Raw genomic sequence first — 26,931 nt, 5'->3', positions numbered from 1 at the left:
GGTGACGCGACAAGTGTGCCCCCAGGAGGATTCGAACCTCCGCCCCTGCCTCCGGAGGGCAGTGCTCTATCCCCTGAGCTATGGGGGCCAGGGTGATCTCAGGCTATCAGTGTGCCGGGGGACGGCGGCGCACGGCGACCGTGAGTGCCCGGCTACCAGGAGTGTCCGGCGACCGCGAGTGCCCGGCCGTCGTCGCGAACCCCCGCGGCATACGCTGGCGCGATGACGAACCCGAGCATGCGCGACCGGTTGCGCGCGATCCGTCCGCCGGTGAACGAGCTCGCACCGTTCGACACGGAGGCCGCGGCATCCGACCCCCGCGAGCTCTTCGAGCAGTGGCTCGAGACCGCGATTACGAATGATGTGTCGCAGCCCACCGCCATGACCCTCTCGACTGCGACCGCAGACGGCGCCCCGTCTGCCCGCACACTGCTGCTCAAGGACCTCACCGCAGAGGGGTTCTGGTTCGCGAGCCTGACGACGGCGCAGAAGGGTGCCGACCTCACGGCCAACCCGCGTGCGGCGCTCACTTTCTATTGGCCAGAGCACGGCAGGCAGGTGCGCGTCGTCGGCACCGTGCGAGAGGGCCCACGCGCGGTCAGTGAGCGCGACTTTCTGGCGCGGCATCCCACGGCCAGGGCGCGCGCAATGGCCGGCGACCAGAGCGAGCCCCTTCCCGATGCAGGGACAGTGCAATCAAGAATGGATGCCGCCCGCCACCTGCTCGCCCTGACACCCGATTTCGTGCCGGAGAGCTGGGCGGCATTCGTGGTCGAGCCGGAGACCGTCGAGTTCTGGCAGGCCGCCGATGGGCACGAGGAGTCGCGGCTGCGCTACCGACGAGCGGGCGGCGCAGCTGGCACCGAAGCTGGCACCGAAGCGGACACCGCAGCGGGCACCGATTGGGTGCGCGAACGACTCTGGCCCTGAGCCCGCAACGGCAGCGATCCGGGGGCAGAACCGGCCCCCGCGACATGCCACAATCGACCCATGCTCCGTACTGTCTCCGCCCACCTCGAACTCGACATCACGGGGCGCACGAACATGGTGTTCAGCCTCGCCCTCGCGCAGGGCAACGTCATCGAAACCGAACAGCTCACCATGTCGCTCGACGGCCGCGAGCTGATGCCGAACGAGATCTCCGACCGTCACGGCACACGCCTGCACCAGCTCGTCAGCGACGCCGGGCACATGACGGTCGACTACACCGCCACCTCGACCGGCGCGCCGCGGCCTCTCGAGGAGACCGAGCTCGACCAGATCGTCTACCTGCGTCCCAGTCGGTACTGCGAATCCGACATGCTCACGCCGACCGCACGGTCGGAGTTCGCCGGCCTGCGCGGCCACGACCTGCTCGCCGCCGTGGCATCGTGGGTCGGTAGCAAGCTGCGCTACGTGCCGGGCTCCAGCCAGGTCACCGACGGCGCCGCCAACACGCTCCTCGCCCGCCGCGGCGTGTGCCGCGACTACGCGCACCTCGTCATCGCCCTCCTGCGCGCCCTCGACATCCCCGCCCGCATGGCCGCCGTCTACGCCCCTGGCCTCAGCCCCATGGACTTCCACGCGGTGTGCGAGGCCTACGTCGAGGGCGAATGGCACGTGGTGGATGCCACGGCTCTCGCCCCCCGCCAGAGCCTGCTCCGCATTTCGACGGGCCGCGACGCCGCCGACATCGCCTTCCTCACCAATCACTGGGCTGACCTCTACCTGCGGGAGCTCCGTGTCACGGCCGTCGCCGAGACGCTTCCCGTCGACGACGTGCGGGAGCTCGTGCAGCTGGGCTAGCTGGGGGCTACGGCTACCCGACCGCCGCAGTCACCGAGTCGATCAACAGCCGCGCATCGGCTGGGCTCGCGAAGTACTCCGACGCGAGCGCGATCCAGTGCGTGCCGGTGAACACCTGCACGGCGGTGCCGGCGAAGTACTCGCCCGTCGCCCCGTCGTCCACGCCCGCCGCGTCGCGCAGGTCGTTCAGCACGGCGGTCGACGGCTGGGCCACCGCGATGTCGAGAGTGATCCCGCCGGAGCCCGTGACCCAGCGGCAGGCGACACCCTGGTTGGCGACCGCGGTCGCGCCGACGCCGCCGTCGGGGGCGAAGGCATCCTGCAGCAAGAAGTTCGGGTCGAACTGGTACATCGTGTCGAGCGATACCAGGTCGAGGCAGCCGAGGCCCACCGGGGTCGCCGACCCGGTCGACGGCACGGCGGGTGCCGGGCTCGGCGACGCGGCCGGGGGAGTGCTGGCGGTGGGTGACGGTGATGCCGACGCAGAAGGCTCCGCCGACGGCTCGGCGGATGGCTCGGCAGACGCCGACGGCGATGCGCTGGCCGACGAGCTGGGCCGCGGCGTGGCCGCGGTGTCGTCGTCGTCCGTCGGGCTGCAGCTCGCGAGCACGGTGATGGCGAGCGCCCCCACCAGCCCCGCGCTGACGAATCCCCGTGTACCCCGCGCGCGAGTCGAAAAAACTGTATTCATGTGGCGACCTTCCCCCGTCGTGTCCACGGCCATCATCTCCCACGGGCGGGCAGTACCGCGCCGGGGGCACGCCGCACCCCGCGATAGAATCGCTGACCGTGACTCCCGCCGAACTCTCCGCCCGTCTCCTCATGTCCGCGAACCACGTGCTGGTCGCACAACACGGAGACAGCGCCCCCACCGTGACCGCCGCCGACGTCGGACTCGAGCGTCCACGTAACCGTGACCACGGCGACTGGTCGTCGAACCTCGCCCTCAAGCTCGCGAAGCAGCTCGGCGCGAACCCGCGTGATCTCGCCAACGCGTTCGCGGAGGAGTTCCGCGGTATCGAGGGCGTGGCATCCATCGACGTCGCCGGCCCCGGATTCATCAATGTGACCCTGGATGCCGCGGCCGCGGGTGCACTCGCGAAGACCATCGTCGACGAGGGCACCCACTACGGCGCCAACAAGACCCTCGCCGGGCAGACCATCAACCTCGAATTCGTCTCGGCCAACCCCACCGGACCGCTGCATATCGGGCACACCCGCTGGGCCGCACTCGGCGATTCGCTCGCCAGGGTGCTGCGCGCCTCCGGTGCCGAGGTCGCCAGCGAGTACTACATCAACGACGCGGGCAACCAGATGGACAACTTCGGTGCGTCGATCCTTGCCGCCGCCCGCGGCCTGCCGATCCCGGAGAACGGCTACCCGGGCGAGTACATCACGCAACTCGCCGGCGCGGTGCTCGAACTCCAGCCCGACCTGCTCGAGCTCGTGGATGACGCGGCCCTCGACGCCGCGCGGGAGCTCGGGTACACCCTGCAGCTCGGCGAGATCCGCGCGTCGCTCGAACGGTTCAACGTGCACTTCGACGTGTGGTTCAGCGAGCGCGAGCTGCACGCCGCCGGAGACGGGGAGGGCACCCCGAGCGCCATCGACGCCGCGATCGACCGGCTCCGCGCGCAGGGCCACGTGTACGACGAAGACGACGCCATCTGGGTGCGCACCACCGACTTCGGCGACGACAAGGACCGGGTGATCCGCCGCGGCAACGGCATCTTCACCTACTTCGCCGCCGACGCTGCCTACTACCTCAGCAAGGGCGACCGCGGCTACGCGCACAAGATCTACCTGCTCGGCGCCGACCACCACGGCTACGTGCACCGCCTCCGCGCCCTGGCCGGTGCCGCGGGAGACGACCCGGACACGGACATCGAGGTGCTCATCGGCCAGCTCGTGAGCATCAACGGCGCGAAGCTCTCCAAGCGCGCCGGCAACATCATCGAACTGAACGACCTGCAGTCCTGGCTCGGCACCGACGCGCTGCGGTACTCGCTCGGGCGGTACCCCGCGGATTCCCCACTCACCCTCGACCCCGAGCTGCTGCAGAAGCGCACCAACGACAACCCGGTGTTCTACGTGCAGTACGCGCACGCCCGCACCTCGAACGTAGCGCGCAACGCCGCGGCATCCGGCGTCGACCGCAGTGCATTCGACCCGTCGCTGCTCAGCGACGAGACGGAGAGCGCCCTGCTCGGATTGCTCGCCGAGTTTCCGCGCATCGTCGCGCAGTCGGCCGAGCTGCGCGAACCGCACCGGGTCGCCCGCTACGCCGAGCAGCTCGCGGGCTCGTACCACCGCTGGTACGACACCTGCCGGGTCACCCCGCTCGGCGACGAAGAGGTCGGCGACCTGCACCGCACCCGGCTGTGGCTCAACGACGCCACCGGAACGGTGCTGCGCAACGCGCTCGGCCTACTCGGCGTCAGCGCACCCGAGCGGATGTAACCGCGGTGGCGAGTGCGGCAAGCGAAACACGGGAGAAGCGCAGGCCCCGCTGGGGGCTCCGCATCGGCATCGTCGTGCTCGTGCTGGTCGTGCTCGCCGCCATCGCGGCCGTCGTCGCCGAATTCGTGCTGCGCGGCTACGTCGAGGATCGCATCCGCGACGAGGTGCGCTCAGCGGTCGACCTGGATGCGAACGCCCCGGTCGACGTCACCGTGGCTGGCGCCCTCATCCTTCCGCAGGTGCTCGCGGGCGAGCTCGACCGTATCGACGTGGCGGCCGACGACGTGAGCTTCGGCGACCTCTCCGGGACCGCCACCGGCACGGGCCTCGGCGTGCCCATCGCCGAGGGCGGCACCGTCGACTCGCTGGACATCGACTTCGTCATCGATGAGGACACGGTCACCGCCCTGTCGGCGAACCTCAGCGAACTGCCCATCACCTCGGTGAGCCTCGTCGAACCCGACATCGTCGCCGACCTCGAATTCGACGTGCTCGGCTTCGGCGTTCCGCTCACCGTCGGCATCGAGCCGTCGGCCGCCGGCCCGAACATCGAGTTCCGGCCCACGAGCGTGCGCCTGGGCGACCTCGACATTTCCGCGGACACCCTGCGCGACCGGTTCGGCGCCGTCGCGGGCGACGCACTCGACACGCGCGACTTCTGTGTCGCCGAGTACCTGCCGGAGGCGTTCGCTCTCGACAGCGTCGCGGTCGTCGGCGATGAACTGCACTTCGCCGTGACCGCCGAGAACGCCCCGCTCACCCAGCAGGCGATGGAGACCCTCGGCAGCTGCGGGTAGCACTGCACCGGGCGGTGAGAATTCTCACCCGGGCGGTTCGTTAGAATTCGGTATCCCCGTCATCGATTCCGCCGCACCCGTCGGCCGTAAGGCTCCCATGGCTTCCAATCCGCTTGCCCCGTCGTGGCTACCGCTGCCCGCCGACGCGAATGAGCTGCCCGAGAACGTCTGGTCGAGCGGTGCCCGCCGTACGGCATCCGGAATCATCGAGGTCGCCGGAGTGCCCGCCACCGACCTCGCGGCCGAATTCGGCACTCCTCTTTATGTGATGGACGAGAGAGATGTCAGGTCGCGCGCCGAGACAGTGCGCGCGGCGTTCGACCGGGAATTCGCCGCCATCGGTTCGAGCGCCACCGTCTATTACGCAGGCAAGGCGTTCCTCTCTACCGAGATCACCCGCTGGGTCACCGAGGCCGGCCTCTACATCGACGTGTGCACGGGCGGAGAGCTCGCCGTCGCCCTCGCCGCGGGAGTCGATCCGGCCCGCCTCGGCTACCACGGCAACAACAAGTCCCTCGCCGAGATCGACCGCGCGGTCGCGGTGGGCGTCGGCGTCATGGTGATCGACAGTGAGATCGAAGTCGGTCGCATTGCGGATGCCGCCGCTCGCCACAACCGCACGCAGGCGGTTCGAGTGCGCGTCAACTCCGGGGTGCACGCCCACACCCACGAGTACCTCGCTACCGCCCGCGAAGACCAGAAGTTCGGCATCACCCTGGCCGACGCGGCAGACGTCGTCGCCGACATCCGTTCGCGCGAGCAGCTCGAATTTCGCGGGCTGCACTCCCACATCGGATCGCAGATCTTCGAGTCCGAGGGCTTCGCCGAGGCCGCGCGCCGCCTGCTCCTGCTGCACGCCGCGCTGCTCGCAGGCGGACCGGTTCCGCAGCTCAACCTCGGTGGCGGGTTCGGCATCGCGTACACCAGCGTCGACGAGGCGCTGGCCTTCGACACCATCGCCGAGCGGTTCGCCGCCATAGTGTCGGTGGAGTGCGCCGAGCTCGGCATCCCCGTTCCGGCCATCGCCATCGAACCCGGCCGGTCGATCGTCGGCCCGTCGACCTTCACCCTCTACGAGGTCGGCACCATCAAGGACGTCGAGGTGCAGGTCTCCGACCACGAGGTGTCGACCCGGCCGTCGGGAGACCCCGAGCCGATCGACGTCGCGGTCGACGAATTCGACGAGCCGGTCGAAACCGACATGTCGAACCGCACAGTCGAGCCCTCCACCGCGATCCGCAAGTACGTCAGCATCGACGGTGGCATGAGCGACAATGCCCGCACGGCGCTGTACGCGGCCGACTACTCGGTGCGCATCGCGAACCGTGCGTCCGCTGCCGCTGCCGCACTCGTGCGCATCGCGGGCAAGCACTGCGAGAGCGGCGACATCGTCGTGCAGGCCGACTACCTGCCGGGCGACGTGACCCCGGGCGACCTGCTCGCGGTGCCGGCGACCGGCGCGTACTGCTGGTCGCTAGCGAGCAACTACAACCACATCGGCCGTCCGGCCGTCGTCGCCGTGCGCGACGGGCAGGCGCGCGTGATCGTGCGCGGCGAGACCGAGGCGGACCTGCTCTCGCGCGACGCCGGGGCGCAGCATCCCGTCGCTGCGCCCTCCGGATCACCAGCACAGAACCCCTCCGCACCACAGAACTCCACCGCAACACAGAATGGAACCGCATGATCGAGTACCGCAATCTCCGGGTGGCCCTGCTGGGCGCCGGATCGGTGGGTGCACAGGTCGTGTCGCTCCTGCTCCAGCACGGCGACGAGCTCGCACAGCGTTCCGGCGCGGGCCTCGAACTCGTCGGGGTCGCCGTGCGCGACATCGACGCGCCCCGCACCGCCGAGATTCCGCAGCACCTGCTCACCACCGATGCCGAATCGCTGATCCTCGGCGCCGACATCGTGATCGAGCTCATCGGGGGCCTGGAGCCTGCGCGCCAGTACATCCTGCAGGCGCTCAACTCCGGCGCCGACGTGATCACCGCCAACAAGGCGCTGCTCGCAACGCACGGGCCCGAGCTGTTCGACGCCGCCGAACAGGTCGGCGCACAGCTCTACTACGAGGCCGCCGTCGCCGCCGCGATCCCCATCATCCGTCCGCTGCGCGACAGCCTGGCCGGCGACCGCATCAAGCGCATCATGGGCATCGTCAACGGCACCACCAACTTCATCCTCGACCGTATGGACACCGCGGGCGACACCCTCGAATCCGCCCTCGCCGTGGCGACCGACCTCGGCTACGCAGAAGCCGACCCCACCGCAGACATCGAGGGCTTCGACGCAGCGCAGAAGGCCGCGATCCTCGCCAGCCTCGCCTTCCACACCACCGTGCCGATCGACAGGGTGCACCGCGAGGGCATCACGGCCGTCACCATCGAACAAGTGGATGCCGCCCGCAAGGCCGGCTACGTCGTTAAACTGCTCGCGATCGCCGAGCGCCTCACCGACCGTGAGACCGGCATCGACGGTGTCAGTGCCCGCGTCTATCCCGCTCTCGTGCCGCGCTCGCATCCACTCGCTGCCGTGCACGGCGCGAAGAACGCCGTGTTCATCGAGGCGGAGGCTGCCGGGGACCTGATGTTCTACGGCGCGGGGGCCGGCGGCATCGAGACTGCGTCCGCCGTGCTCGGCGACCTGGTCTCCGCGGCCAGGCGCCACGTGATCGGCGGCCCGGGCGTCGCGGAATCCACCGACGCCAACCTCACCATCCTGCCCATCTCGAGTGTCACCACCCGCTACCAGATCTCGCTCGGCGTGGTCGACCAGCCAGGAGTGCTCGCCTCGATCGCCACCCTGTTCAGCGAGCACAACGTGTCGATCGAGACGGTGGAGCAGACCGTCGCCGAGCAGGCCGAGTCCTCCGGGGGTGGATCCGCCCCCGGCGCTACCCTTGTCATCGGAACGCACGCCGCATCCGAGGCAGACCTGTCCGCCACCGTGCAGGCCCTGGGCGACAGCCCCGTGGTCACGTCCGTCACATCCGTCCTGAGAGTCGAAGGTTCCTGAGTGTCTGCAGAAGAGAAGTCCACGAGCCGCCAGTGGCGCGGAGTCATCCGCGAGTACGCCGACCGGCTCGACGTGACGGATGCCACGCCGATCGTCACCCTCGGTGAGGGCGGCACCCCGCTCATCCCCGCACCCGCGCTGTCAGCACGCACGGGGGCGAAGGTCTACGTCAAGTACGAGGGCATGAACCCGACGGCGTCGTTCAAGGACCGCGGCATGACGATGGCAATCTCCAAGGCCGCCGAGCACGGCGCCAAGGCCGTCATCTGCGCATCGACCGGCAACACGTCGGCCTCCGCCGCCGCGTACGCCGCATACGCGGGGCTCACCTCGGTCGTGCTGGTGCCGGACGGCAACATCGCGATGGGGAAGCTCAGCCAGGCCGTCGCCCACAACGCCGAGATCCTGCAGGTCAAGGGCAACTTCGACGACTGTCTCGACATCGCGCGCGACCTCGCCGACAACTACCCGGTGCACCTGGTCAACTCGGTCAACCCCGACCGCATCGCCGGGCAGAAGACCGCGGCATTCGAGGTCGTCGAGGCGCTGGGCGACGCGCCCGACTTCCACATCGTGCCCGTCGGCAATGCCGGCAACTACACCGCATACTTCCGCGGCTACAGCGAGGACCTCGCGGTGGGCAACAGCACCAAGCTCCCTCGCATGTTCGGCTTCCAGGCCGCGGGCAGCGCACCCATCGTGCGCGGCGAGGTCGTGCGCAATCCCGACACCATCGCGAGCGCCATCCGCATCGGCAACCCGGCGTCGTGGGCGCTCGCCCTCGACGCGCACAAGACCAGCGACGGGTACTTCGGCGCCATCTCCGACACGCTGATCCTCGAGGCACACCGCCTGCTCTCGACCGAGGTCGGCATCTTCGTCGAACCCGCGTCGGCGATCAGCGTCGCCGGCCTGCTCGAGCGCTCCGCCGCCGGGGCGATCCCCGCGGGCGCCACCGTCGTGCTCACCGTCACCGGCCACGGACTGAAGGACCCGCAGTGGGCCCTCCGCCGTGCAGACGGCAGCACCGTCGCCCCGACCGTGGTGCCCGTCGACACCGCCGAGATCGCCGCGGTCCTCGGCCTGCAGAAAGTGCCTGCGTGACACTCAGCGCGGCACCCGTGCCACTGGGCCGCTCGGTCTCGGTGCGGGTGCCCGCGACGTCGGCGAACCTCGGACCGGGGTTCGACACGCTCGGCCTCGCGCTGTCGCTATACGACGAACTGACCGTCACCGTGCGCGAGGAGCCGGGCGCGACCGTGCAGGTCAACGGCGTCGGCGCGGGCGAAGTGCCCACCGACGCGTCCAATCTCGTGGTGTCGGCTATTCGCCACGCCTTCGGCAGCTACGGGTTCGAGCTGCCGGGGCTCGACCTGATCGCGCACAACTCGATTCCGCACGGGCGCGGGCTCGGGTCATCCGGTGCCGCGATCGTGTCGGGCATCATGGCCGCCCGCGGGCTGCTCGACGGCATCGTGTCGATCGACGCCAGGGCGCTGCTCGCCATCGCCACCGAGATCGAGGGGCACCCGGACAACGTGGCCCCCGCCCTGTTCGGTGGGCTCACCATCGCGTGGACGACGCCGGAGGGCCCGCAGCACAAGAAGCTCATGGTGCACCGCGGTGTATCGCCCCTGGTCTGCGTGCCGCAGAGCACCATGTCGACCGAACTCGCGCGCTCCCTCTATCCGATGTCGGTGCCGCACGAAGACGCGATCTTCAACGTCTCGCGCTCGGCGCTGCTCATCGCCGCCCTCATCCAGAGCCCCGAACTGCTGCTCGCGGCGACCGAGGACAAGCTGCACCAGAGCTACCGCGCGGCGGCGATGCCGGAGACCGACGCGCTGATCGCCGAATTACGATCGCACGGCCTGCCCGCCGTCGTTTCGGGGGCCGGACCATCGATCCTGCTGCTCTGCAGCGACCCCGCGCAGCGCCTCGACGCGGCCGCCGTGGTGGCCGCACACGACGGCTCGCCGTGGCAGTCACTCATGCTGGCCGTAGATGTCAAAGGTGCTACAGTAATCCCGCACCCGGTGGGAGCGTTGGCCCAGCCAACAGCACTGACCTAATCTGCAGTTTCGACTAAAGATGTCGTCACCTGCCCGGCGCATTTCAATCAGCAATCGCACGCAGCAGTTTCCGTCTGCGCAACTCCTCATCTCGCGCATCGGCTAGAGCTTCGAGCATGCGATCAGCTTCCCCCCGACGAATTCTTTGATCGGGGCGAAAGGAACCCTACTCAGTGACTGACGTCAACGTCCGCGTTTCCGACGCGGACTCTCGTGCACCGTTGAGCGCCATGCGCCTGTCTGAACTCCAGGCACTCGCAGGCCGACTCGGCATCAGTGGCACGTCCAAACTACGTAAAGGAGAGCTCGTGAACGCCATCAACGAGGTCCAGAACAGCAACAACGACCAGGCAGAGGCTCCCGCGCAGGACGCGCAGGTCGAGACTCCGGATGCCGCGCAGGACGAGACGCCCGCCGAGGCCCCCGTCACCGCGCCGCCCGCTGCGCGCAAGCGTGCACCGCGTCGTGCCAGCGCCACCGCCGGCGTGATCACCGCCCCCGAGCCCGTCGTGGTCGAGCTGCCAGAGAGCAAGCTCCCCGCACGGAGCGCGGTTCCCGCCGACGCACCTGCCGTCGACGCACCATCCGCCGAGGCCCCGGCCGACGCCGGGCTGCTCGAGGCCGCGATCAGCGACGAGGTCGTCGCTCCCGCCGCATCCGAGAAGCCCGCCCGCAAGGCTCCCACCCGCTCGCGCCGCGCGTCCGCTGGACGCACCACGGCCGAGGCGCCGACCGACGCCGCTGCCGAGGGCACGCAGGCAGTCGAGCCGCCCATCGAGCTTCCCCAGCCGGTGCGGGGCGCCGGGGCATCCATCGCCGGCGACGACGCGACGGGCGACAACACCTCCGCAGCCGAGGCCTCCAGCGACGACGAGTCGGCCGGCGACAGCACCTCCGGCGACAGCGCTTCCGGTGACGGCGACTCCGCGGGTGACAACGACACCCAGCAGGCGCCGACCCGCAACCGCGGACGTGGACGCGGCCGCAACGGTGGCGACCGCAACGGCGGCGACAGCCGCAACGGAGCCGACAGCCGCAACGGTAACGGCAACGGTGCTGGCAACGGTGCCGAGCGCGCCGACGAGGCCGAGCAGGGCGACGACGCCCAGGAGTCCGGCCGCCAGAACACGCGTGGCCGCGGCAACCGCAACGAGCAGAACCGCGACAACCAGAACCGCGACAACCAGGGTCGCAACGAACAGAACAACGGTCGTGGCGACAACAACCGTGGCGAGAATGGTCGCGATAACAACAACCGCGACAACAACAACCGCGACAACAACTCGCGCGACAACAACAACCGCGACAGTAACAACCGGGGCGACAACACCCGCACCGAGGAGCGCTCCGAGCGCCAGCAGCAGAGCGACAACGAGAACGAGCGCGGCGGCCGCAACCGCTACCGCGACCGCAAGCGCCGGGGCCCCGGCAGCGGAGACGACTTCGAGCCCGAGATCAGCGACGACGACGTGCTCATCCCCGTCGCCGGCATCCTCGACGTGCTCGACAACTACGCGTTCGTGCGCACCAGCGGGTACCTGCCGGGTAATAACGACGTGTACGTCTCGCTCGGCCAGGTCAAGAAGTACAACCTGCGCAAGGGAGACGCCGTCGTCGGCGCCATCCGCCAGCCGCGCGAGAACGACAGCAACGGCCGCCAGAAGTACAACGCGATCGTCAAGATCGACTCGATCAACGGCCTCCCCGTCGAGCAGGCAGCCGACCGCGTCGAGTTCGGCAAGCTGACCCCGCTCTACCCGCAGGAGCGACTGCGCCTCGAGACCGAGTCGAACAAGCTGACCACCCGCATCATCGACCTCGTGTCGCCGATCGGCAAGGGACAGCGCGGCCTCATCGTCTCGCCGCCCAAGGCGGGCAAGACCCTCGTGCTGCAGGCCATCGCCAACGCCATCGCCAAGAACAACCCCGAGGTCCACCTCATGGTCGTTCTCGTCGACGAGCGTCCCGAAGAGGTCACCGACATGCAGCGCACGGTGAAGGGCGAGGTCATCGCCTCCACCTTCGACCGTCCGGCCGAGGACCACACGACCGTCGCAGAGCTCGCCATCGAACGCGCCAAGCGCCTCGTCGAACTCGGCCACGACGTCGTCGTGCTGCTCGACTCGATCACGCGACTCGGCCGCGCATACAACCTCACGGCGCCGGCCTCCGGTCGCATCCTCTCCGGTGGAGTCGACTCGTCTGCCCTATACCCGCCGAAGCGCTTCTTCGGCGCCGCGCGCAACATCGAAGACGGCGGCTCGCTCACCATTCTCGCCACCGCGCTCGTCGAGACCGGGTCCAAGATGGACGAGGTCATCTTCGAGGAGTTCAAGGGCACCGGCAACATGGAGCTCCGCCTGTCGCGCCACCTGGCCGACAAGCGCATCTTCCCCGCGGTCGACGTCAACGCCTCCGGCACCCGCCGCGAGGAGATGCTCATGGGCGTCGACGAGACGAAGATCAACTGGAAGCTGCGCCGCGCCCTCGCCGGGCTCGAGACCCAGCAGGCGCTCGAGCTCGTGCTCACGCGCCTCAAGGACACCTCGAGCAACGTCGAATTCCTGATGCAGGTGCAGAAGTCCATGCCGGCGGCGCCGGGCTCAGACAAGGACTGATCGGTGTTCGAGTCGGTAGAAACCCTCCTGACCGAGCACGATGCTCTGCAGGAGCAGCTCGCCGATCCTGCCCTGCACGCGAACCCGGTCCTGTCGAAGAAGGTCAACCGGCGCTACGCCGAGCTGTCGCGCATCGTCGCGTCGTACCACCAGTGGCAGCAGCAGAGCGAGGATCTCGCCGCGGCCGAGGAGATGGCGTCGGAAGACGCGTCCTTCGCCGCCGAGGTCCCCGCGCTGCAGGCGGCGGCGGATGCCACATCCGAGACGCTTCGCCGGTTGCTGATCCCGCGCGACGAACTCGACGCGCGCGACGTGATCATGGAGATCAAGATGGGGGAGGGCGGTGCGGAATCCGCACTGTTCGCCGCCGACCTGCTGCGCATGTACCTCCACTACGCGGAGAGCATGAAGTGGAAGACCGAGATCATCGAGCAGACCGGGAGCGACCTCGGCGGCATCAAGGACATTCAGCTCGCCATCAAGGGGTCGTCGAGCGACCCCGCCGACGGCGTGTGGGCGCACCTCAAGTACGAGGGCGGTGTGCACCGGGTGCAGCGTGTTCCCGCGACCGAGTCGCAGGGTCGCATCCACACCTCCGCCGCCGGCGTGCTCGTCTTCCCCGAGGTCGATGAGCCGGAAGAGGTCGAGATCAGCCAGAACGACCTCAAGATCGACGTCTACCGCTCCAGTGGCCCCGGCGGCCAGTCGGTCAACACCACCGACTCCGCCGTGCGCATCACCCACCTTCCGACCGGCATCGTCGTGGCGATGCAGAACGAGAAGAGCCAGCTGCAGAACCGCGAGGCCGGAATGCGCGTGCTGCGCGCAAGGGTGCTCGCCCGCCAGCAGGAGGAGATCGACGCCGCGGCCTCGGTCGTGCGCAAGAGTCAGATCCGCACGATGGACCGCTCGGAGCGCATCCGCACCTACAACTACCCGGAGAACCGCATCGCCGACCACCGCACCGGGTACAAGGCATACAACCTCGACCAGGTGATGAACGGGGCGCTCGGCCCCGTCGTCGAGTCCTGCATCCTGGCCGACGAGGAATCACGCCTCGCGGAACTGGGCGACTCGGAGTGACCTGCATGACGGCCCATCCCACCGTCTCCGACCTGCGCATGGATGCCACGGCCCGCCTCGCCGCGGCCGGCATCGAGACGGCGGCCGTCGACGCGGAACTGCTGATCGGGCACGTGCTGGGCATGAGCCGCGGGCAGGTGCAGGCGAAGGCCGTGACGGGTGCCCCGGTCTCCGCCGAGGACGGCGACGCGATCCTCGTCGCCGTCGAGCGCCGCGCCGCGCGCGAACCCCTGCAGCACATCACCGGCCTCGCGCCGTTCCGGTCGCTCGAGCTCGCAGTCGGTCCCGGCGTATTCGTGCCGCGCCCCGAGACCGAGCAGGTCGTGCAGTACGCGATCGACGCCTTGCGCGCGGTAGCGTCGCCGAACCCGGTCGGCGTCGACCTCGGCACCGGCAGCGGCGCCATCGCGCTGGCCATGGCCACCGAGGTGCCGCATGCCACCGTCTACGGCGTCGAGAACTCGCCCCTCGCGTTCGTCTGGGCGAAGCAGAACTTCCGCGATTCCGGCGCCGACAACGCGCACGTCGTGTTCATCCCCCTGGCCGACGCGCTTCCCGACCTCGACGGCGCCGTCGACGTCGTGATCTCGAACCCGCCGTACATCCCCACCGGCGCGATCCCGCGCGACCCCGAGGTCCGGCTCCACGACCCGGAGCACGCCCTCTACGGCGGCGAGGACGGCCTCGACGTCGTACGCCAGGTCTCGACGACCGCGATGCGCCTGCTGCGCCACGGGGGCACCCTCGTGATGGAACACGGCGAGCTGCAGGCGGCCGCGATCGGCGCCCTGCTCGCCGCCGACGGGTGGAACGCCGTCGCGCACCACCGCGACCTGCTCGGGCGCGACCGGGCGACGACGGCGCTGCGCTAACCGGGGGCAGACGAGCCGACGGCTACGATGTACCACGCTATGGCGACCATCTTCGACTGCTCGGACAACGCGAGCCTCCTCACCGGCATGCGACTCGCGAGGGTCGCCATCGGCCGCGGTGAACTCGTCGTCATCCCCACCGACACCGTCTACGGCGTGGCCGCCGATGCGTTCAACCCCACCGCCGTGCAGCGACTCCTCGACGCCAAGCACCGCGGACGCGACGCGCCGCCGCCCGTGCTCATCCCCGGCATCCCCACCATGGAAGCCCTCGCCGAGACCGTGCCGCCCGAGGTGCGCACCCTCGTCGACGCGTTCTGGCCGGGTGGCCTCACCGTCATCCTGCCCGCCCGCAACTCGCTGAGCTGGGACCTGGGCGAGACCGGCGGCACCGTCGCGCTCCGCATGCCCGCCGACCCGATCGCCCTCGAGATCCTGTCCGAGACCGGGCCGCTCGCCGTCTCCTCCGCCAACATCTCGGGGGAGCCCGCGGCCACCACCGCGCAGGAGGCGGAGCGCATGCTCGGCGACAGCGTCGCGGTGTACCTCGACGGCGGCGTCTCCAACCCCGCAGACACCGTGACGCCGGGCACCGGGTCGACGATCGTCGACGCGACCGCCCTCGGCACGCCGGGAGGCGAGCTGCGCATCGTGCGGCAGGGAGTGATCCCGAGCTCCGAGATATGGGCAGTGCTCGCGGCATCCACCGAATCGGACGGTGTGGATGCCGCGGCGCCGGGTGATCCCGAATGAGCATCACCCACTACGCCCTCGCCGCCGGTATCGCCGCCCTCATCACCTTCGTGCTGGCCTTCGCCATCCTCAAGCTCAGCCACCACTACCGGCTGTACCCGCAGATCCGCGAACGCGACGTGCACACCACGCCGACCCCGCGCCTCGGGGGAGTGGCCATGTTCATCGGCATCGTCGCGGCGTTCTGGGTCGCATCGCAGCTCACGCAGTTCAGCCTGATTTTCTCCGACCCCGGGCCCGTGATCGCGATCCTCGCCGCCGCCCTGCTGATCGTGCTGATCGGCGTCGCCGACGACATCTGGGACCTCGACTGGATGACCAAGCTCGCCGGCCAGATGATCGCCGCCGGCATCCTGGTCTGGCAGGGCGTGCAGCTCGTGACCCTGCCCATTGCGGGCGTCACGATCGTGCCCCCCGTGCTCGGCCTCGTGCTCACCGTCATCGCCGTCGTGCTCGTGATGAACGCCGTCAACTTCATCGACGGTCTCGACGGGCTCGTCGCCGGGGTGGTGCTCATCGCCAACGTGGTCTTCTTCGCCTACAGCTACATACTCACCACGACGATCCAGACCCAGTCCGAGTACTTCAACCTCGCGTCGCTGATCAGCGCCATCCTGATCGGCGCGTGCGTCGGTTTCCTGCCGCTCAACTGGCACCCGGCGAAGCTCTTCATGGGTGATGCCGGCGCCCTGCTGATGGGGCTCCTGATGGCTGCATCCGCGGTGTCGGTGACCGGATACATCGACACGGGCGTCATCACGTCCGGCCGATTGCTGCTCCCCGCCTTCATCCCCATCCTGCTGCCATTCGCGGTGCTCATCGTGCCGCTGCTCGACTTCGCGCTCGCGGTCATCCGACGCCTGCGCGCGGGCAAGTCGCCGTTCAGCGCCGACCGCAAGCACCTCCACCACCGCCTGCTCGACATGGGGCACAGCCACTTCCACGCCGTGCTCATCTTCTACGCGTGGACCACGGTCGCCTCGGTCGGGTTCCTCATGTTCATCTTCATCCCGCCGTGGGCGGCCATCACGCTGCTGTTCGCCGGGCTCACCGGATGCGCCGTCATCACGCTCGCCCCGTTGTCGAGGCGCAAGCGCATCGAGTCCGCGGTGCAGCGCGCCGATGCCAGGACCCTGGCGCTCACCGACGCCGACCAGCTCGACCCGCTCGACGAGGCATCCAACGCCATCGACCCGGCAGAGGCAGACCGGGCACTGCCGGTCGACTCCACGCCGACCAGCCCCACCCAGATCCGCCCAGGGAGGGCATCATGACCAGCTCAGCACCCATCAGCCCAGCCGACGTCTTCAGGCGAATCCTCACCTACACGCTCATCATCTGCGCGGTGATCCTCGTCATCGGTGGTGGCATCGGGTTCGCGGTCGCCGGCCTGCCGGGGCTGGTCAGCGCGGGCATCGGCGTGCTGATGACCGTCGCGCTGTCGGCGATCACCATCGGCAGCATCGCGATCGCCTCCCGCGGCAGCATCAACTTCTTCTTCGCCACGGTGCTCGGCGCGTGGTTCATCAAGGCCGTCGTGTTCATCGCGATCCTCGCGTTGCTGCGTGACCAGCCCTTCATCGACGGCACCGTGCTCGTCGTCTCGATCATCGCGGCCGCCATCGGAACACTGGCCGTCGACACCGTCGTGGTGCTCACGTCGCGCATGCCGTACACGGGCGAGGCGGGGCAGCCGGCGGCCCCCGCCGACCCGTCGAGTCGATGACCATCCCCAATCGTTGATAGGCTGACTGAGGCCGTGTTCGTTCCCCTCGGGATGTGTACCGTCATTCCCCGTCAGCCTCCGCGAAGCCGAAACTAGCTCGCGCCCGCCATAACAGGAGACAGTGCCGTTGGTTCATTTCTTGACCGCGACGTCAACTGCGCTGATTGCCTCGGCAGCCAGCGACGACGGTTCGTTCCACCCCCCAGGACTCGAAGAATTCTTCCCGCCCGGCATCTTCTTCCTCGACACCCCGTTCGAGATGAACCGGATCGTACTCGTACGTCTGCTCGCCGTCGCCGTTCTCCTGCTCCTCTTCTACCTGGGCCTCCGCCGTGCCCGCCGGGTCCCAGGACGCAGCCAGGCGCTGGCCGAGATGGCCGTCGAGTTCGTCAAGACGAACTTCGCCGACGACGTGCTGGGGGAGAAGGTCGGCCGCCGCTATATGCCGCTGCTGACCGGAACGTTCTTCGGAATCCTCGCGATGAACCTCACGGGAATCGTCCCGCTGCTCAACATCGCGAGCACCTCGATCTTCATCATGCCGCTGGTGTTCGCACTGGCCGTGTACGTCGCGTTCATCTACGCCGGCATCAAGCAGCACGGCGGGTTCTCGTTCTTCCGTAACCAGCTGTTCCTGCCCGGCGTGCCGTGGCCGATGCACATCATCCTGGCCCCGGTCGAGCTGATCAACGTCTTCCTCGTGCGACCGCTGTCGCTCTCCCTCCGACTCATGCTCAACATGCTGGTCGGCCACCTCCTGATGGTCCTGTGCTTCTCCGCGACCAACTACTTCTTCGTGACCGGTGAGGACCTCGGCGTGCTGAGCATCTTCGGCGTCGTCACGCTGGGAGCCGGAGTCGTGATGACGCTCTTCGAGTTCGTCGTCGCCATCCTCCAGGCCTACGTCTTCACCCTCCTGACGGCTGTCTACATTCAGCAGTCGGTCTCCGAAGAGCACTAAACCGACGAGCGGGCCATCCGGCCTGCTCGCCCTAAGAAAGGAAATCCACAGTGGATCCAGTTACTTTTGCCCAGCTCACCGGAAACATCAACACCATCGGTTACGGCCTCGCCGCGATCGGCCCCGGAATCGGTGTCGGTATCGTCGCAGGAAAGACCGTCGAGGCCATGGCACGCCAGCCCGAGATGGCCGGCCAGCTGCGCGTCACCATGTTCCTCGGTATCGCGTTCGCAGAGCTCCTCGGCCTCATCGGTGTTGCTCTGTTCTTCATCGGTTGATCTGACCTATGACTACTGCTATTCACGCCTCGGGCGAGAGTGAGGTGCCCCAGGGCATCGAGATCTTCTTCCCCGCGGTCTACGACATCGTCTGGTCGATCGTGCCTTTCCTTGTCATCATGTTTTTCTTCTGGAAGTTCGTCATCCCCCGCGTGAACAAGATCCTCGACGACCGTGCAACGGTCATCGAAGGTGGCATCGCGAAGGCGGAGGACGCCCAGAAAGAGGCAGCGGCGGCCCTCGAGCAGTACAACATCCAGCTCACCGAGGGTCGCGCAGAAGCGGCACGGATCCGGGAACAGGCTCGTGCCGAAGGTGCCCAGATCCTCGCCGACCTCAAGGAGCAGGCAGCGGCAGAAGCCGCCCGCCTCACCGCGAACGCGCACCTGCAGATCGAAGCAGAGCGCCAGGCGGCACTCGTGTCGTTGCGTGCCGAGATCGGCACCCTCGCGATCGACCTCGCCTCGGGCGTCATCGGTGAGAACCTCACCGACGATGCGAAGTCCGCGGCGATGGTCGACCGGTTCCTCGCCGACCTCGAGGCATCCGACACCACTCCGGCACCAGAGAACGCAGGCAGGTAAGTAATGGGTTCAGCGACCAGGCAAGCGCTCGAGTCGTCGAGGGTGGAGTTGTCCGCCCTCAGCGGCAGCGTCGATCTGGCCACTGCCGAGCAGCTCTTCGCTGCCGCACGGGCCATCGGCGGCTCGCTGCAACTGCGGGCGATGCTCGCAGACGCGGCGACCGACCCGGCCGACAAGCGCACCATCGTCGAGCGGGTGTTCGGCGCATCCCTCGGCCAGACCGCACTCGGCCTACTCGCCTCGGCAGCCAGCAAGCGGTGGTCGACCGACACCGACCTGCTGGTCGGCGTCGAGGAGATGGGAATCCGTGCCGCGGCCCTGTCCGTCGAACCCTCTGTGCACCTCGAGGCAGAGCTGTTCGCCTTCTCCGCCGCGGTGCGCTCCGACACCGAGCTCGAACTCGCCGTGGGAAGCAAGCTCGGCGACCGTGCGGCGAAGGTCGCACTGGTCACCTCCCTGCTGCAGGGCAAGGTGTCGCCGCAGGCCGTGGCGATCGTGAGCCAGCTGGTCCAGCAGCCGCTGGGCCGTCGCATCGGTGCTGCCGTGCGGTACGCGGCATCCATCGTCGCCGACCAGGCAGGCCTGTCTGTCGCCACCGTCACCAGCGCTCGCCCGATCGGGGAGGCCCAGCTGCAGCGACTGCAGGAGGGGCTCTCGAAGACCTACGGCATGCAGCTGCGACTGAACCCCGTCGTCGACCCGGCCGTTATCGGCGGACTGCGGGTACAGGTGGGCGATGATGTGATCGACGGCAGCGTCGCGTCGCGCCTCAACGAGCTGCGGCTTCAGCTCACCAGCTAGAAGCCCACGAGAAACCGTGGTCGCCCAGGCGGCCGCACCACCCAAGAATTCGGGGTCGGAATGACCCCGGGAAGCTAAAAGGAAGAGACCATGGCAGACGTAACGATCAGCCCGGATGAAATCCGCAATGCCCTGAAGGATTTCGTCAAGTCGTACGATCCAGACTCGGCATCGACGACCGAGGTCGGGTACGTGACAGACGCTGGCGACGGCATCGCGCACGTCGAAGGTCTCCCCGGAGTAATGGCGAACGAGCTCATCAAGTTCGCTGACGGCACCCTGGGCCTCGCCCAGAACCTCGATGAGAACCAGATCGGTGTCGTGGTGCTCGGTGAGTTCGGCGGCATCGAAGAGGGCATGGAGGTCACCCGCACCGGTGAAGTACTCTCCGTCCCCGTCGGCGACGGCTACCTCGGCCGCGTCGTCGACCCGCTCGGCAACCCGATGGACGGCCTCGGCGCCGTCGCGTCTGAGGCACGTCGCGCACTCGAGCTGCAGGCACCGGGCGTAATGATGCGCAAGAGCGTGCACGAGCCCATGCAGACCGGCATCAAGGCCATCGACGCCATGATCCCGATCGGGCGCGGCCAGCGCCAGCTCATCATCGGTGACCGCCAGACCGGAAAGAGCGCCATCGCGCTTGACACGATCATCAACCAGAAGGCGAACTGGGAGTCCGGCGACGTCAGCAAGCAGGTTCGCTGCATCTACGTCGCGATCGGCCAGAAGGGCTCGACCATCGCGGGCATCAAGAGCGCGCTGGAAGACGCGGGAGCAATGGAGTACACCACCATCGTCGCGTCGCCCGCCTCCGACCCGGCCGGCTTCAAGTACCTCGCCCCCTACACCGGCTCGGCCATCGGCCAGCACTGGATGTACGGCGGCAAGCACGTGCTGATCGTCTTCGACGACCTGTCCAAGCAGGCCGAGGCCTACCGCTCGGTATCGCTGCTGCTGCGTCGCCCGCCGGGCCGCGAGGCATACCCCGGCGACGTGTTCTACCTGCACTCCCGCCTGCTGGAGCGTTGCGCCAAGCTCTCCGACGAGCTCGGTGGCGGATCGATGACCGGCCTGCCGATCATCGAGACCAAGGCCAACGACGTCTCGGCCTACATCCCCACCAACGTGATCTCGATCACCGACGGACAGATCTTCCTGCAGTCCGACCTCTTCAACGCCAACCAGCGTCCAGCGGTCGACGTCGGCATCTCGGTTTCCCGGGTCGGTGGCGACGCGCAGGTCAAGAGCATCAAGAAGGTCTCCGGAACCCTGAAGCTCGAGCTCGCGCAGTATCGCTCGCTCGAGGCATTCGCGATGTTCGCGTCGGACCTGGATGCCACGAGCCGTCGCCAGCTCGCCCGAGGCGCGCGCCTCACCGAGCTGCTGCGCCAGCCGCAGTACTCGCCGTACCCCGTCGAGGAGCAGGTCGTCTCGATCTGGGCCGGAACCAAGGGCAAGCTCGACGAGGTCCCGGTCGAAGACGTACTGCGCTTCGAGCGCGAACTGCTCGACTTCCTCGGCCGCAACACTGACATCCTCACCACGCTTCGCGAGACGAACGTGCTGAGCGACGACACCGTTGCCGCCCTCGACGAGCAGGTCGACAAGTTCAAGCTGGAGTTCCAGACCGGAGAGGGCAAGCCGCTCGCCTCCGTGGGCAGCGAGAAGTTCGACGAGCTGCCCAAGGACGAGGTCAACCAGGAGAAGATCGTCAAGGCGAGGCGCTGACATGGGAGCCCAACTCCGGGTCTACACGCAGAAGATCAAGTCTGCGCAGACGACCAAGAAGATCACTCGCGCAATGGAGCTGATCTCCGCGTCGCGGATCCAGAAGGCGCAGCAGCGTGTTGCGGCCTCCGGACCCTACTCGCGTGCGGTCACCCAGGCGGTGTCGGCCGTGGCGACGTTCTCGAATGTCGACCACATCCTCACCACCGAGCCCGAGAAGGTCGAGCGCGCCGCGGTCGTCATCTTCGCGTCCGACCGTGGGCTTGCCGGTGCGTTCAGTTCCAGCGCGCTCAAGGCGGCCGAAGAGCTGGCATCACTGCTGCGCAGCGAGGGCAAGGAGGTCGTCTATTACCTGGTCGGCCGCAAGGCCGTCAGCTATTTCGCGTTCCGTCGCCGTGCGGCGGAGGAGTCGTGGACGGGCGAGACCGACCAGCCGACCTTTGAGACCGCCAAGGCGATCGGCGATGCCGTCGTCGCCCGGTTCCTGCAGCCGGCCAGCGAGGGCGGCGTCGACGAGATCCACATCGTCTACAACCGCTTCGTGAGCATGGTCAGCCAGGTTCCCGAGGTCGTGCGGCTGCTGCCGCTCGAGGTCGTCGAGGGTGTCGAGGAGCCGGGGGATCACGACCTGCTCCCGCTCTACGAATTCGAGCCGGACGTCGGCCTCGTGCTCGACTCGCTGCTGCCCGTCTACATCGAGAGCCGCATCTTCAACGCGATGCTGCAGTCCGCGGCATCCGAGCACGCTGCTCGCCAGAAGGCCATGAAGTCGGCGTCCGACAACGCAGACAAGCTCATCCGCGACTTCACCCGGCTGCGTAACAACGCTCGCCAGTCGGAGATCACCCAGCAAATCGCGGAAATCGTCGGTGGCGCAGATGCGCTGTCATCGTCGAAGAAGTAACCCCGCGAATTCCACACTCCACGAGACACTGAAACTAGGGAAGCAATGACCATTACAGCCCCCGACACCACAGCCGCGGCCGACAAGCCCGCGGGCGTCGGCCGAGTCGCCCGGGTCACCGGGCCGGTCGTCGACATCGAGTTCGCCCACGACTCGATCCCAGAGATGTACAACGCGCTCAAGACCACCATCACCATCGGTGAGATGGTCAACGAGATCACCCTCGAGGTGGCACAGCACCTCGGTGACGACCTCGTGCGCGCTATCGCCCTGAACCCCACCGACGGCCTCGTGCGCGGCCAGGAGGTGCGCGACACCGGTGCCGCGATCTCCGTGCCCGTCGGAGACGTCACCAAGGGCAAGGTGTTCAACGTCATCGGCGAGGTACTCAACGCCGACGACGACGGCACCATCAACGGTGAGGCGTTCGAGATCACCGAGCGCTGGCCGATCCACCGCAAGCCCCCGGCATTCGACCAGCTCGAGTCGAAGACCGAGCTGTTCGAGACCGGCATCAAGGTCATCGACCTCCTCACCCCCTACGTGCAGGGTGGAAAGATCGGCCTGTTCGGTGGAGCCGGCGTCGGCAAGACGGTGCTCATCCAGGAGATGATCCAGCGCGTCGCGCAGGACCACGGTGGAGTGTCGGTGTTCGCCGGAGTCGGTGAGCGCACCCGTGAGGGCAACGACCTCATCGCTGAGATGGAAGAGGCGGGAGTGTTCGACAAGACCGCCCTCGTGTTCGGCCAGATGGACGAGCCGCCGGGAACCCGGCTTCGCGTCGCGCTCTCCGCGCTGACGATGGCGGAGTACTTCCGCGACGTTCAGAAGCAGGACGTGCTGTTGTTCATCGACAACATCTTCCGCTTCACGCAGGCCGGTTCCGAGGTCTCCACGCTGCTCGGCCGCATGCCGTCCGCCGTGGGATACCAGCCGAACCTCGCCGACGAGATGGGTATCCTCCAGGAGCGCATCACCTCGACCCGCGGACACTCGATCACCTCGCTGCAGGCGATCTACGTGCCGGCCGACGACTACACCGACCCCGCGCCGGCCACCACGTTCGCCCACCTCGACGCCACCACCGAGCTCAGCCGCGAGATCGCATCGAAGGGCCTGTACCCGGCCGTCGACCCGCTCACCTCGACGAGCCGCATCCTCGACCCCCGCTACCTGGGTGCCGACCACTACCGGGTTGCGACCAACGTCAAGGCGATCCTGCAGAAGAACAAGGAACTGCAGGAGATCATCGCGATCCTCGGTGTCGACGAGCTCTCCGAAGAAGACAAGATCACCGTGTCGCGAGCGCGCCGCATCCAGCAGTTCCTGTCGCAGAACACCTACATGGCGAAGAAGTTCACCGGTGTAGAGGGCTCGACGGTTCCGCTCAAGGAGACCATCGAGTCGTTCGATGCGATCGTCAAGGGCGAGTTCGACCACGTAGCCGAGCAGGCGTTCTTCAACGTCGGTGCAATCGGAGACGTCGAAGAGCAGTGGGCTCGCATCCAGAAGGAGAACGGCTAACAATGGCCGAACTCAAGGTGAGCGTCGTCGCGGCCGACCAGGAAGTCTGGTCGGGCGCGGCATCCATGGTCGTCGCACGCACCACCGAAGGCGAGATCGGAATCCTGCCCGGCCACGAGCCGATGCTGGCCATCCTGGCGAAGGGTGAGGTTCGTCTCACCGTCGTCGGGGGAGGCTCCGTCTCCGCCAACGCTGAGGACGGTTTCCTCTCGGTATCGCAGGACGTCGTGACCATCGTCGCCCGCAACGCCTCGCTCGTCGGCTCCTAGGCGGCACGAGCATGCTGATCGCGATGGCCGGGCTCCCCGGAACCGGCAAGAGCACCCTCGCCGGGCACATCGGTGCCCGGCTGGGGGCGGCCGTCGTGTCGGTCGACCCGATCGAGGCCGCAATCCTCACGGCCGGTATCGACCGCGACCAGCCGACCGGGCTCGCGGCCTACCTCGTCGCCGAGACCATCGCGCAGTCCGTGCTCTCTGCCGGGCAGACGATTGTCGTCGACGCGGTCAACGCCGTGGGTCCTGCCCGCGAACAGTGGGTGGCCCTCGCCGAACGGGCCGGTGTTCCGCTCCGGTTCGTCGAGACCACCTGCTCCGACCACCAGCTGCACCGCGAGCGCCTCGAGGCGCGCGTTCGCTTGGTGCCGGAGATCGCCGAACCTACGCGGCACGCGGTCGAGCAGAGCCTCGAGGAGTACGGCCAGTGGGAGGGCGTCAGCGCCACCGTGCCGCGACTGTCTGTCGACACCGCCAAGCCCGTCGAGACGAACGTCGCATCCGCGATCGCTTTCCTCGCAGGCTGAATGCTGCTCCTCCTCCCGCCGTCAGAGACCAAGCGCGACGGCGGCGACGCCGAGCGTGTGCTCGACCTCGCGGCACTGAGCTACCCGTCGCTCTCCCGGGCCCGCCGCGCCGCCGTCTCCGCGGTGCGATCCGCGTCGCGGACCCTGGCGGGTGCGCAGCACGCACTGCGCCTCGGCCCGACCCAGCGGTTCGAGATCGGTCGCAACCGCGCCATGCTCACGGCCCCGGTCATGCCGGCGCTCAGCCGCTACACCGGCGTGCTGTACGACGCGCTCGACGCCGACTCGCTCGACGATCGCGCGCTCGAGCTGGCGAGCCGCACCGTCGTCGTGCACTCCGCGCTGTTCGGCCTCGTCGGCGCCGCCGACCTCATCCCCGCGTACCGCACGTCGCATGACGCCCGACTCCCCGGACTGCGGCTCGGCCCGCACTGGCGCGACGTGATCACCGCGGAGCTCGACGCGCACGACGGGCTGCTGCTCGATCTGCGCTCGGAATCGTATGTGGCCATGGGCCCGGTGCCCGCCGGACCGGAGCGCTACTACCTGCGCGTGGTGGCGGCGGCCCCCGACGGCCAGAAGCGAGCGCTCAACCACTTCAACAAGAAGGGCAAGGGCGCATTCGTGCGCGCGGTGCTGCAGTCGGGGATCGACCACCCCGACGTGCGTTCGCTGCTCCAATGGGCCGATGGATGCGGCATCCCCCTGTCCATCGCTGCCCCCGGCGTGCTCGAACTCGTGGTCGACCAGACGAGGTAATGCGCCGGGCACGACCGCTGCACGTACCAGCCGCATGCGCCGCGGGCGTCACGTGTCAGCTCGCGCGCCAGCACCCCACCACGTGGTCGTCGACCAGTCCGCCAGACTGCATGAGCGCGTACATGGTGGTCGGACCGACGAATCTGTACCCCTGGGCGCGCAGGGCCTTGCTCAGCGCGGTGGATTCAGGCGTGACCGCGGGAATGTCGGCCAGGCTGGCCGGGCGGGGTCGGTCGGCGGTCGGCGCGAACGACCAGATGAGTCGGTCGAGCGCTCCGGGGTCGTTCGCTACGAGCTGCTGGGTGACGCGGGCATTACTGATCGTCGCCTCGATCTTCGCGCGATTGCGGATGATGCCGGTGTCGAGCATCAGGGCGTCGACGTCGTCCGGCGTCATGGCCGCGACGGTATCAATGTCGAAGTGGGCGAATGCCGCTCGGAAGCCCGGCCGCCGCCGGAGGATGGTGATCCACGACAGTCCGGCCTGGAACCCCTCGAGGCTCATCTTCTCGAACAGCGGCTGGTCGCCATGTAGCGGGTAGCCCCACTCCTCGTCGTGGTAGCGGCGGTACTCGTCGTCTCCCTGGGCCGCCCATCGGCATCGCCCCCGGCCGTCGTCGCCGACGACTGCCGGGTCGGGTGCGGTGTCGGTGATGGTGCTGACTGAGGTGTCGGTGTCAGGAATGGGGAATCCCCTCGTGGTCGAGCAGCCACACCTTGGTCGGCACCCCGGCGCCCGCGCTGTACCCGGTGATCTTGCGGTTGGTCGCGAGTACCCGATGGCAGCCCACGATGATCGGTACCGGGTTGGCGCCGATCGCCCCGCCGACCGCGCGCCCGGCAGTTGCACGCCCGGTGGCCAGCCCGAGCTCGCCGTAGGAGGTCGTCTCGCCCCACGGCACCTTGACCAGCTCAGCCCAGACCGCACGCTGGAACGCGGTGCCGGCGAGGGCCACGGGAACGTCGAAGTGCTGGCGGGTTCCGGCGAAGTACTCCGCCAGCTGTTCGGCGGCCCGGTCGAGTACGGGCACCGACGCCTCGGAGAGCGTCGCCCCAGGCACCGACGCCTCGGAGAGCGTCGCCCCGGCGGTGTCGTCGTGGGGCAGCATCCCGTCGTGTTCGATTGCGAGGGAGACGATGGCGTGGTGGTCGCTGACGATCTCGATGCGGCCGAGCGGGGATGACACCCGGCGGATGAAGCGGGCGCGTTCCGGTGGTTCAGCGCTCGTAGTGGAGGGGGTGGCAGCGGCGGGGGGGGGGGGGGGGGGGGGGGGGGGGGGGGGGGCCGGCGGCGGGGGGGGAGCAGGGGGGGGGGGGGGGGGGGGGGGGGGGGGGGGGGGGCGGGGGAGGGGGCGGGCCGTCGCCCCGGGGGGCGCCCCGCGGGGCCGTCCCGCCCCCCGCGGGGGGGTGCC

General features: G+C 68.5%; 27 protein-coding genes and 1 tRNA gene. 24 read left to right on the top strand and 4 right to left on the bottom strand.

All coding sequences use genetic code 11. The features are described 5' to 3' along the window. Window positions 1–16: 16 nt before the first annotated feature. Window positions 17–88, bottom strand: a tRNA-Arg gene (locus tag G5S38_RS10990). A 134-nt stretch (window positions 89–222) separates the two neighbouring features. Here G5S38_RS10990 and G5S38_RS10985 point away from each other — a divergent pair. Further along, a complete protein-coding gene (locus G5S38_RS10985; RefSeq protein WP_165068464.1) occupies window positions 223–930 on the top strand; it encodes a pyridoxine/pyridoxamine 5'-phosphate oxidase in 708 nt (235 codons plus the stop codon). A gap of 60 nt (window positions 931–990) precedes the next feature. Further along, the gene (locus G5S38_RS10980) at window positions 991–1,785 is read left to right on the top strand and encodes a transglutaminase-like domain-containing protein (RefSeq protein WP_165068461.1); all 795 of its coding nucleotides are present in this window, start codon (window positions 991–993) and stop codon (window positions 1,783–1,785) included. A 13-nt stretch (window positions 1,786–1,798) separates the two neighbouring features. On the opposite strand, the gene G5S38_RS10975 is transcribed toward G5S38_RS10980, so the two are convergent. After that, window positions 1,799–2,476 (bottom strand): hypothetical protein, encoded by a 678-nt coding sequence (locus G5S38_RS10975; protein ID WP_165068459.1) that lies wholly within the window; start codon window positions 2,474–2,476, stop codon window positions 1,799–1,801. 98 nt (window positions 2,477–2,574) lie between these two features. Here G5S38_RS10975 and argS point away from each other — a divergent pair, with 98 nt between their 5' ends. The 22 genes from argS (at window position 2,575) to G5S38_RS10865 (ending at window position 25,519) form a co-directional block, all read left to right on the top strand. Beyond that, on the top strand, window positions 2,575–4,245 hold the full coding sequence (argS, locus tag G5S38_RS10970) for an arginine--tRNA ligase (RefSeq protein WP_165068456.1): 1,671 nt from the start codon (window positions 2,575–2,577) through the stop codon (window positions 4,243–4,245). A 5-nt stretch (window positions 4,246–4,250) separates the two neighbouring features. Then, window positions 4,251–5,042, top strand: a complete 792-nt coding sequence (locus tag G5S38_RS10965; RefSeq protein WP_165068454.1) for an LmeA family phospholipid-binding protein — start codon at window positions 4,251–4,253, stop codon at window positions 5,040–5,042. Window positions 5,043–5,139: 97 nt separating this feature from the next. Next, the gene (locus tag G5S38_RS10960) at window positions 5,140–6,726 is read left to right on the top strand and encodes a diaminopimelate decarboxylase family protein (protein ID WP_165068451.1); all 1,587 of its coding nucleotides are present in this window, start codon (window positions 5,140–5,142) and stop codon (window positions 6,724–6,726) included. Beyond that, window positions 6,723–8,054, top strand: coding sequence for a homoserine dehydrogenase (locus tag G5S38_RS10955; protein WP_165068448.1), 1,332 nt, complete (start codon window positions 6,723–6,725; stop codon window positions 8,052–8,054). Before G5S38_RS10960 ends, G5S38_RS10955 begins: the two co-directional genes overlap by 4 nt. After that, a complete protein-coding gene (gene thrC, locus G5S38_RS10950; protein ID WP_165068446.1) occupies window positions 8,055–9,158 on the top strand; it encodes a threonine synthase in 1,104 nt (367 codons plus the stop codon). Continuing rightward, window positions 9,155–10,126, top strand: a complete 972-nt coding sequence (gene thrB / locus G5S38_RS10945) for a homoserine kinase (protein WP_165068443.1) — start codon at window positions 9,155–9,157, stop codon at window positions 10,124–10,126. The genes thrC and thrB overlap by 4 nt, the downstream gene beginning before the upstream one ends. 230 nt (window positions 10,127–10,356) lie before the next feature. Further along, on the top strand, window positions 10,357–12,744 hold the full coding sequence (gene rho / locus G5S38_RS10940; RefSeq protein WP_407943842.1) for a transcription termination factor Rho: 2,388 nt from the start codon (window positions 10,357–10,359) through the stop codon (window positions 12,742–12,744). 3 nt (window positions 12,745–12,747) lie between these two features. Further along, window positions 12,748–13,827 carry a peptide chain release factor 1 gene (gene prfA / locus G5S38_RS10935; RefSeq protein WP_165068436.1) on the top strand — a complete coding sequence of 360 codons (1,080 nt, stop codon included), beginning with the start codon at window positions 12,748–12,750 and terminating at the stop codon, window positions 13,825–13,827. Between the two features lie 5 nt (window positions 13,828–13,832). Then, window positions 13,833–14,699 (top strand): peptide chain release factor N(5)-glutamine methyltransferase, encoded by an 867-nt coding sequence (prmC, locus tag G5S38_RS10930; RefSeq protein ID WP_165068433.1) that lies wholly within the window; start codon window positions 13,833–13,835, stop codon window positions 14,697–14,699. Between the two features lie 39 nt (window positions 14,700–14,738). Further along, on the top strand, window positions 14,739–15,452 hold the full coding sequence (locus G5S38_RS10925) for an L-threonylcarbamoyladenylate synthase (RefSeq protein WP_165068430.1): 714 nt from the start codon (window positions 14,739–14,741) through the stop codon (window positions 15,450–15,452). Between the two features lie 2 nt (window positions 15,453–15,454). Further along, window positions 15,455–16,726, top strand: a complete 1,272-nt coding sequence (locus G5S38_RS10920; RefSeq protein ID WP_407943843.1) for an MraY family glycosyltransferase — start codon at window positions 15,455–15,457, stop codon at window positions 16,724–16,726. Beyond that, on the top strand, window positions 16,723–17,178 hold the full coding sequence (locus tag G5S38_RS10915) for a hypothetical protein (RefSeq protein WP_235929020.1): 456 nt from the start codon (window positions 16,723–16,725) through the stop codon (window positions 17,176–17,178). Before G5S38_RS10920 ends, G5S38_RS10915 begins: the two co-directional genes overlap by 4 nt. 139 nt (window positions 17,179–17,317) lie before the next feature. Next, complete coding sequence (gene atpB / locus G5S38_RS10910; RefSeq protein WP_235929019.1) at window positions 17,318–18,139, top strand: F0F1 ATP synthase subunit A; 822 nt, start codon at window positions 17,318–17,320, stop codon at window positions 18,137–18,139. Between the two features lie 50 nt (window positions 18,140–18,189). Continuing rightward, the gene (gene atpE / locus G5S38_RS10905) at window positions 18,190–18,417 is read left to right on the top strand and encodes an ATP synthase F0 subunit C (protein WP_165068424.1); all 228 of its coding nucleotides are present in this window, start codon (window positions 18,190–18,192) and stop codon (window positions 18,415–18,417) included. Window positions 18,418–18,425: 8 nt separating this feature from the next. Next, entirely contained in the window at window positions 18,426–19,001 is a 576-nt protein-coding gene (locus G5S38_RS10900) for a F0F1 ATP synthase subunit B (protein ID WP_165068422.1), read from the top strand. Window positions 19,002–19,004: 3 nt separating this feature from the next. Beyond that, on the top strand, window positions 19,005–19,802 hold the full coding sequence (locus G5S38_RS10895; protein WP_165068420.1) for a F0F1 ATP synthase subunit delta: 798 nt from the start codon (window positions 19,005–19,007) through the stop codon (window positions 19,800–19,802). 90 nt (window positions 19,803–19,892) lie between these two features. Continuing rightward, window positions 19,893–21,530 carry a F0F1 ATP synthase subunit alpha gene (gene atpA, locus G5S38_RS10890; RefSeq protein ID WP_165068418.1) on the top strand — a complete coding sequence of 546 codons (1,638 nt, stop codon included), beginning with the start codon at window positions 19,893–19,895 and terminating at the stop codon, window positions 21,528–21,530. A gap of 1 nt (window position 21,531) precedes the next feature. Further along, the gene (locus tag G5S38_RS10885; protein WP_165068416.1) at window positions 21,532–22,434 is read left to right on the top strand and encodes a F0F1 ATP synthase subunit gamma; all 903 of its coding nucleotides are present in this window, start codon (window positions 21,532–21,534) and stop codon (window positions 22,432–22,434) included. A 45-nt stretch (window positions 22,435–22,479) separates the two neighbouring features. Next, the gene (atpD, locus tag G5S38_RS10880) at window positions 22,480–23,958 is read left to right on the top strand and encodes a F0F1 ATP synthase subunit beta (RefSeq protein WP_165068414.1); all 1,479 of its coding nucleotides are present in this window, start codon (window positions 22,480–22,482) and stop codon (window positions 23,956–23,958) included. A gap of 2 nt (window positions 23,959–23,960) precedes the next feature. Then, on the top strand, window positions 23,961–24,227 hold the full coding sequence (locus G5S38_RS10875) for a F0F1 ATP synthase subunit epsilon (protein WP_165068412.1): 267 nt from the start codon (window positions 23,961–23,963) through the stop codon (window positions 24,225–24,227). Window positions 24,228–24,238: 11 nt separating this feature from the next. After that, window positions 24,239–24,760: an AAA family ATPase gene (locus tag G5S38_RS10870; RefSeq protein ID WP_165068410.1), complete on the top strand. Its 522-nt coding sequence runs from the start codon at window positions 24,239–24,241 to the stop codon at window positions 24,758–24,760. Next, the gene (locus G5S38_RS10865) at window positions 24,761–25,519 is read left to right on the top strand and encodes a YaaA family protein (protein WP_165068408.1); all 759 of its coding nucleotides are present in this window, start codon (window positions 24,761–24,763) and stop codon (window positions 25,517–25,519) included. A gap of 55 nt (window positions 25,520–25,574) precedes the next feature. Here the strand turns inward: G5S38_RS10865 and G5S38_RS10860 are convergent, their stop codons facing one another. Next, entirely contained in the window at window positions 25,575–26,174 is a 600-nt protein-coding gene (locus G5S38_RS10860; protein ID WP_165068482.1) for a DNA-3-methyladenine glycosylase I, read from the bottom strand. 22 nt (window positions 26,175–26,196) lie between these two features. Next, window positions 26,197–26,706 (bottom strand): methylated-DNA--[protein]-cysteine S-methyltransferase, encoded by a 510-nt coding sequence (locus G5S38_RS10855; RefSeq protein ID WP_165068480.1) that lies wholly within the window; start codon window positions 26,704–26,706, stop codon window positions 26,197–26,199. Window positions 26,707–26,931: the final 225 nt, after the last annotated feature.

This window comes from Marisediminicola senii, from assembly GCF_011057645.1.
Lineage (GTDB): Bacteria > Actinomycetota > Actinomycetes > Actinomycetales > Microbacteriaceae > Marisediminicola > Marisediminicola senii.
The sequence above is the reverse complement of the archived record's forward strand: the minus strand, read 5'-3'. Positions and strand labels throughout refer to the sequence as shown.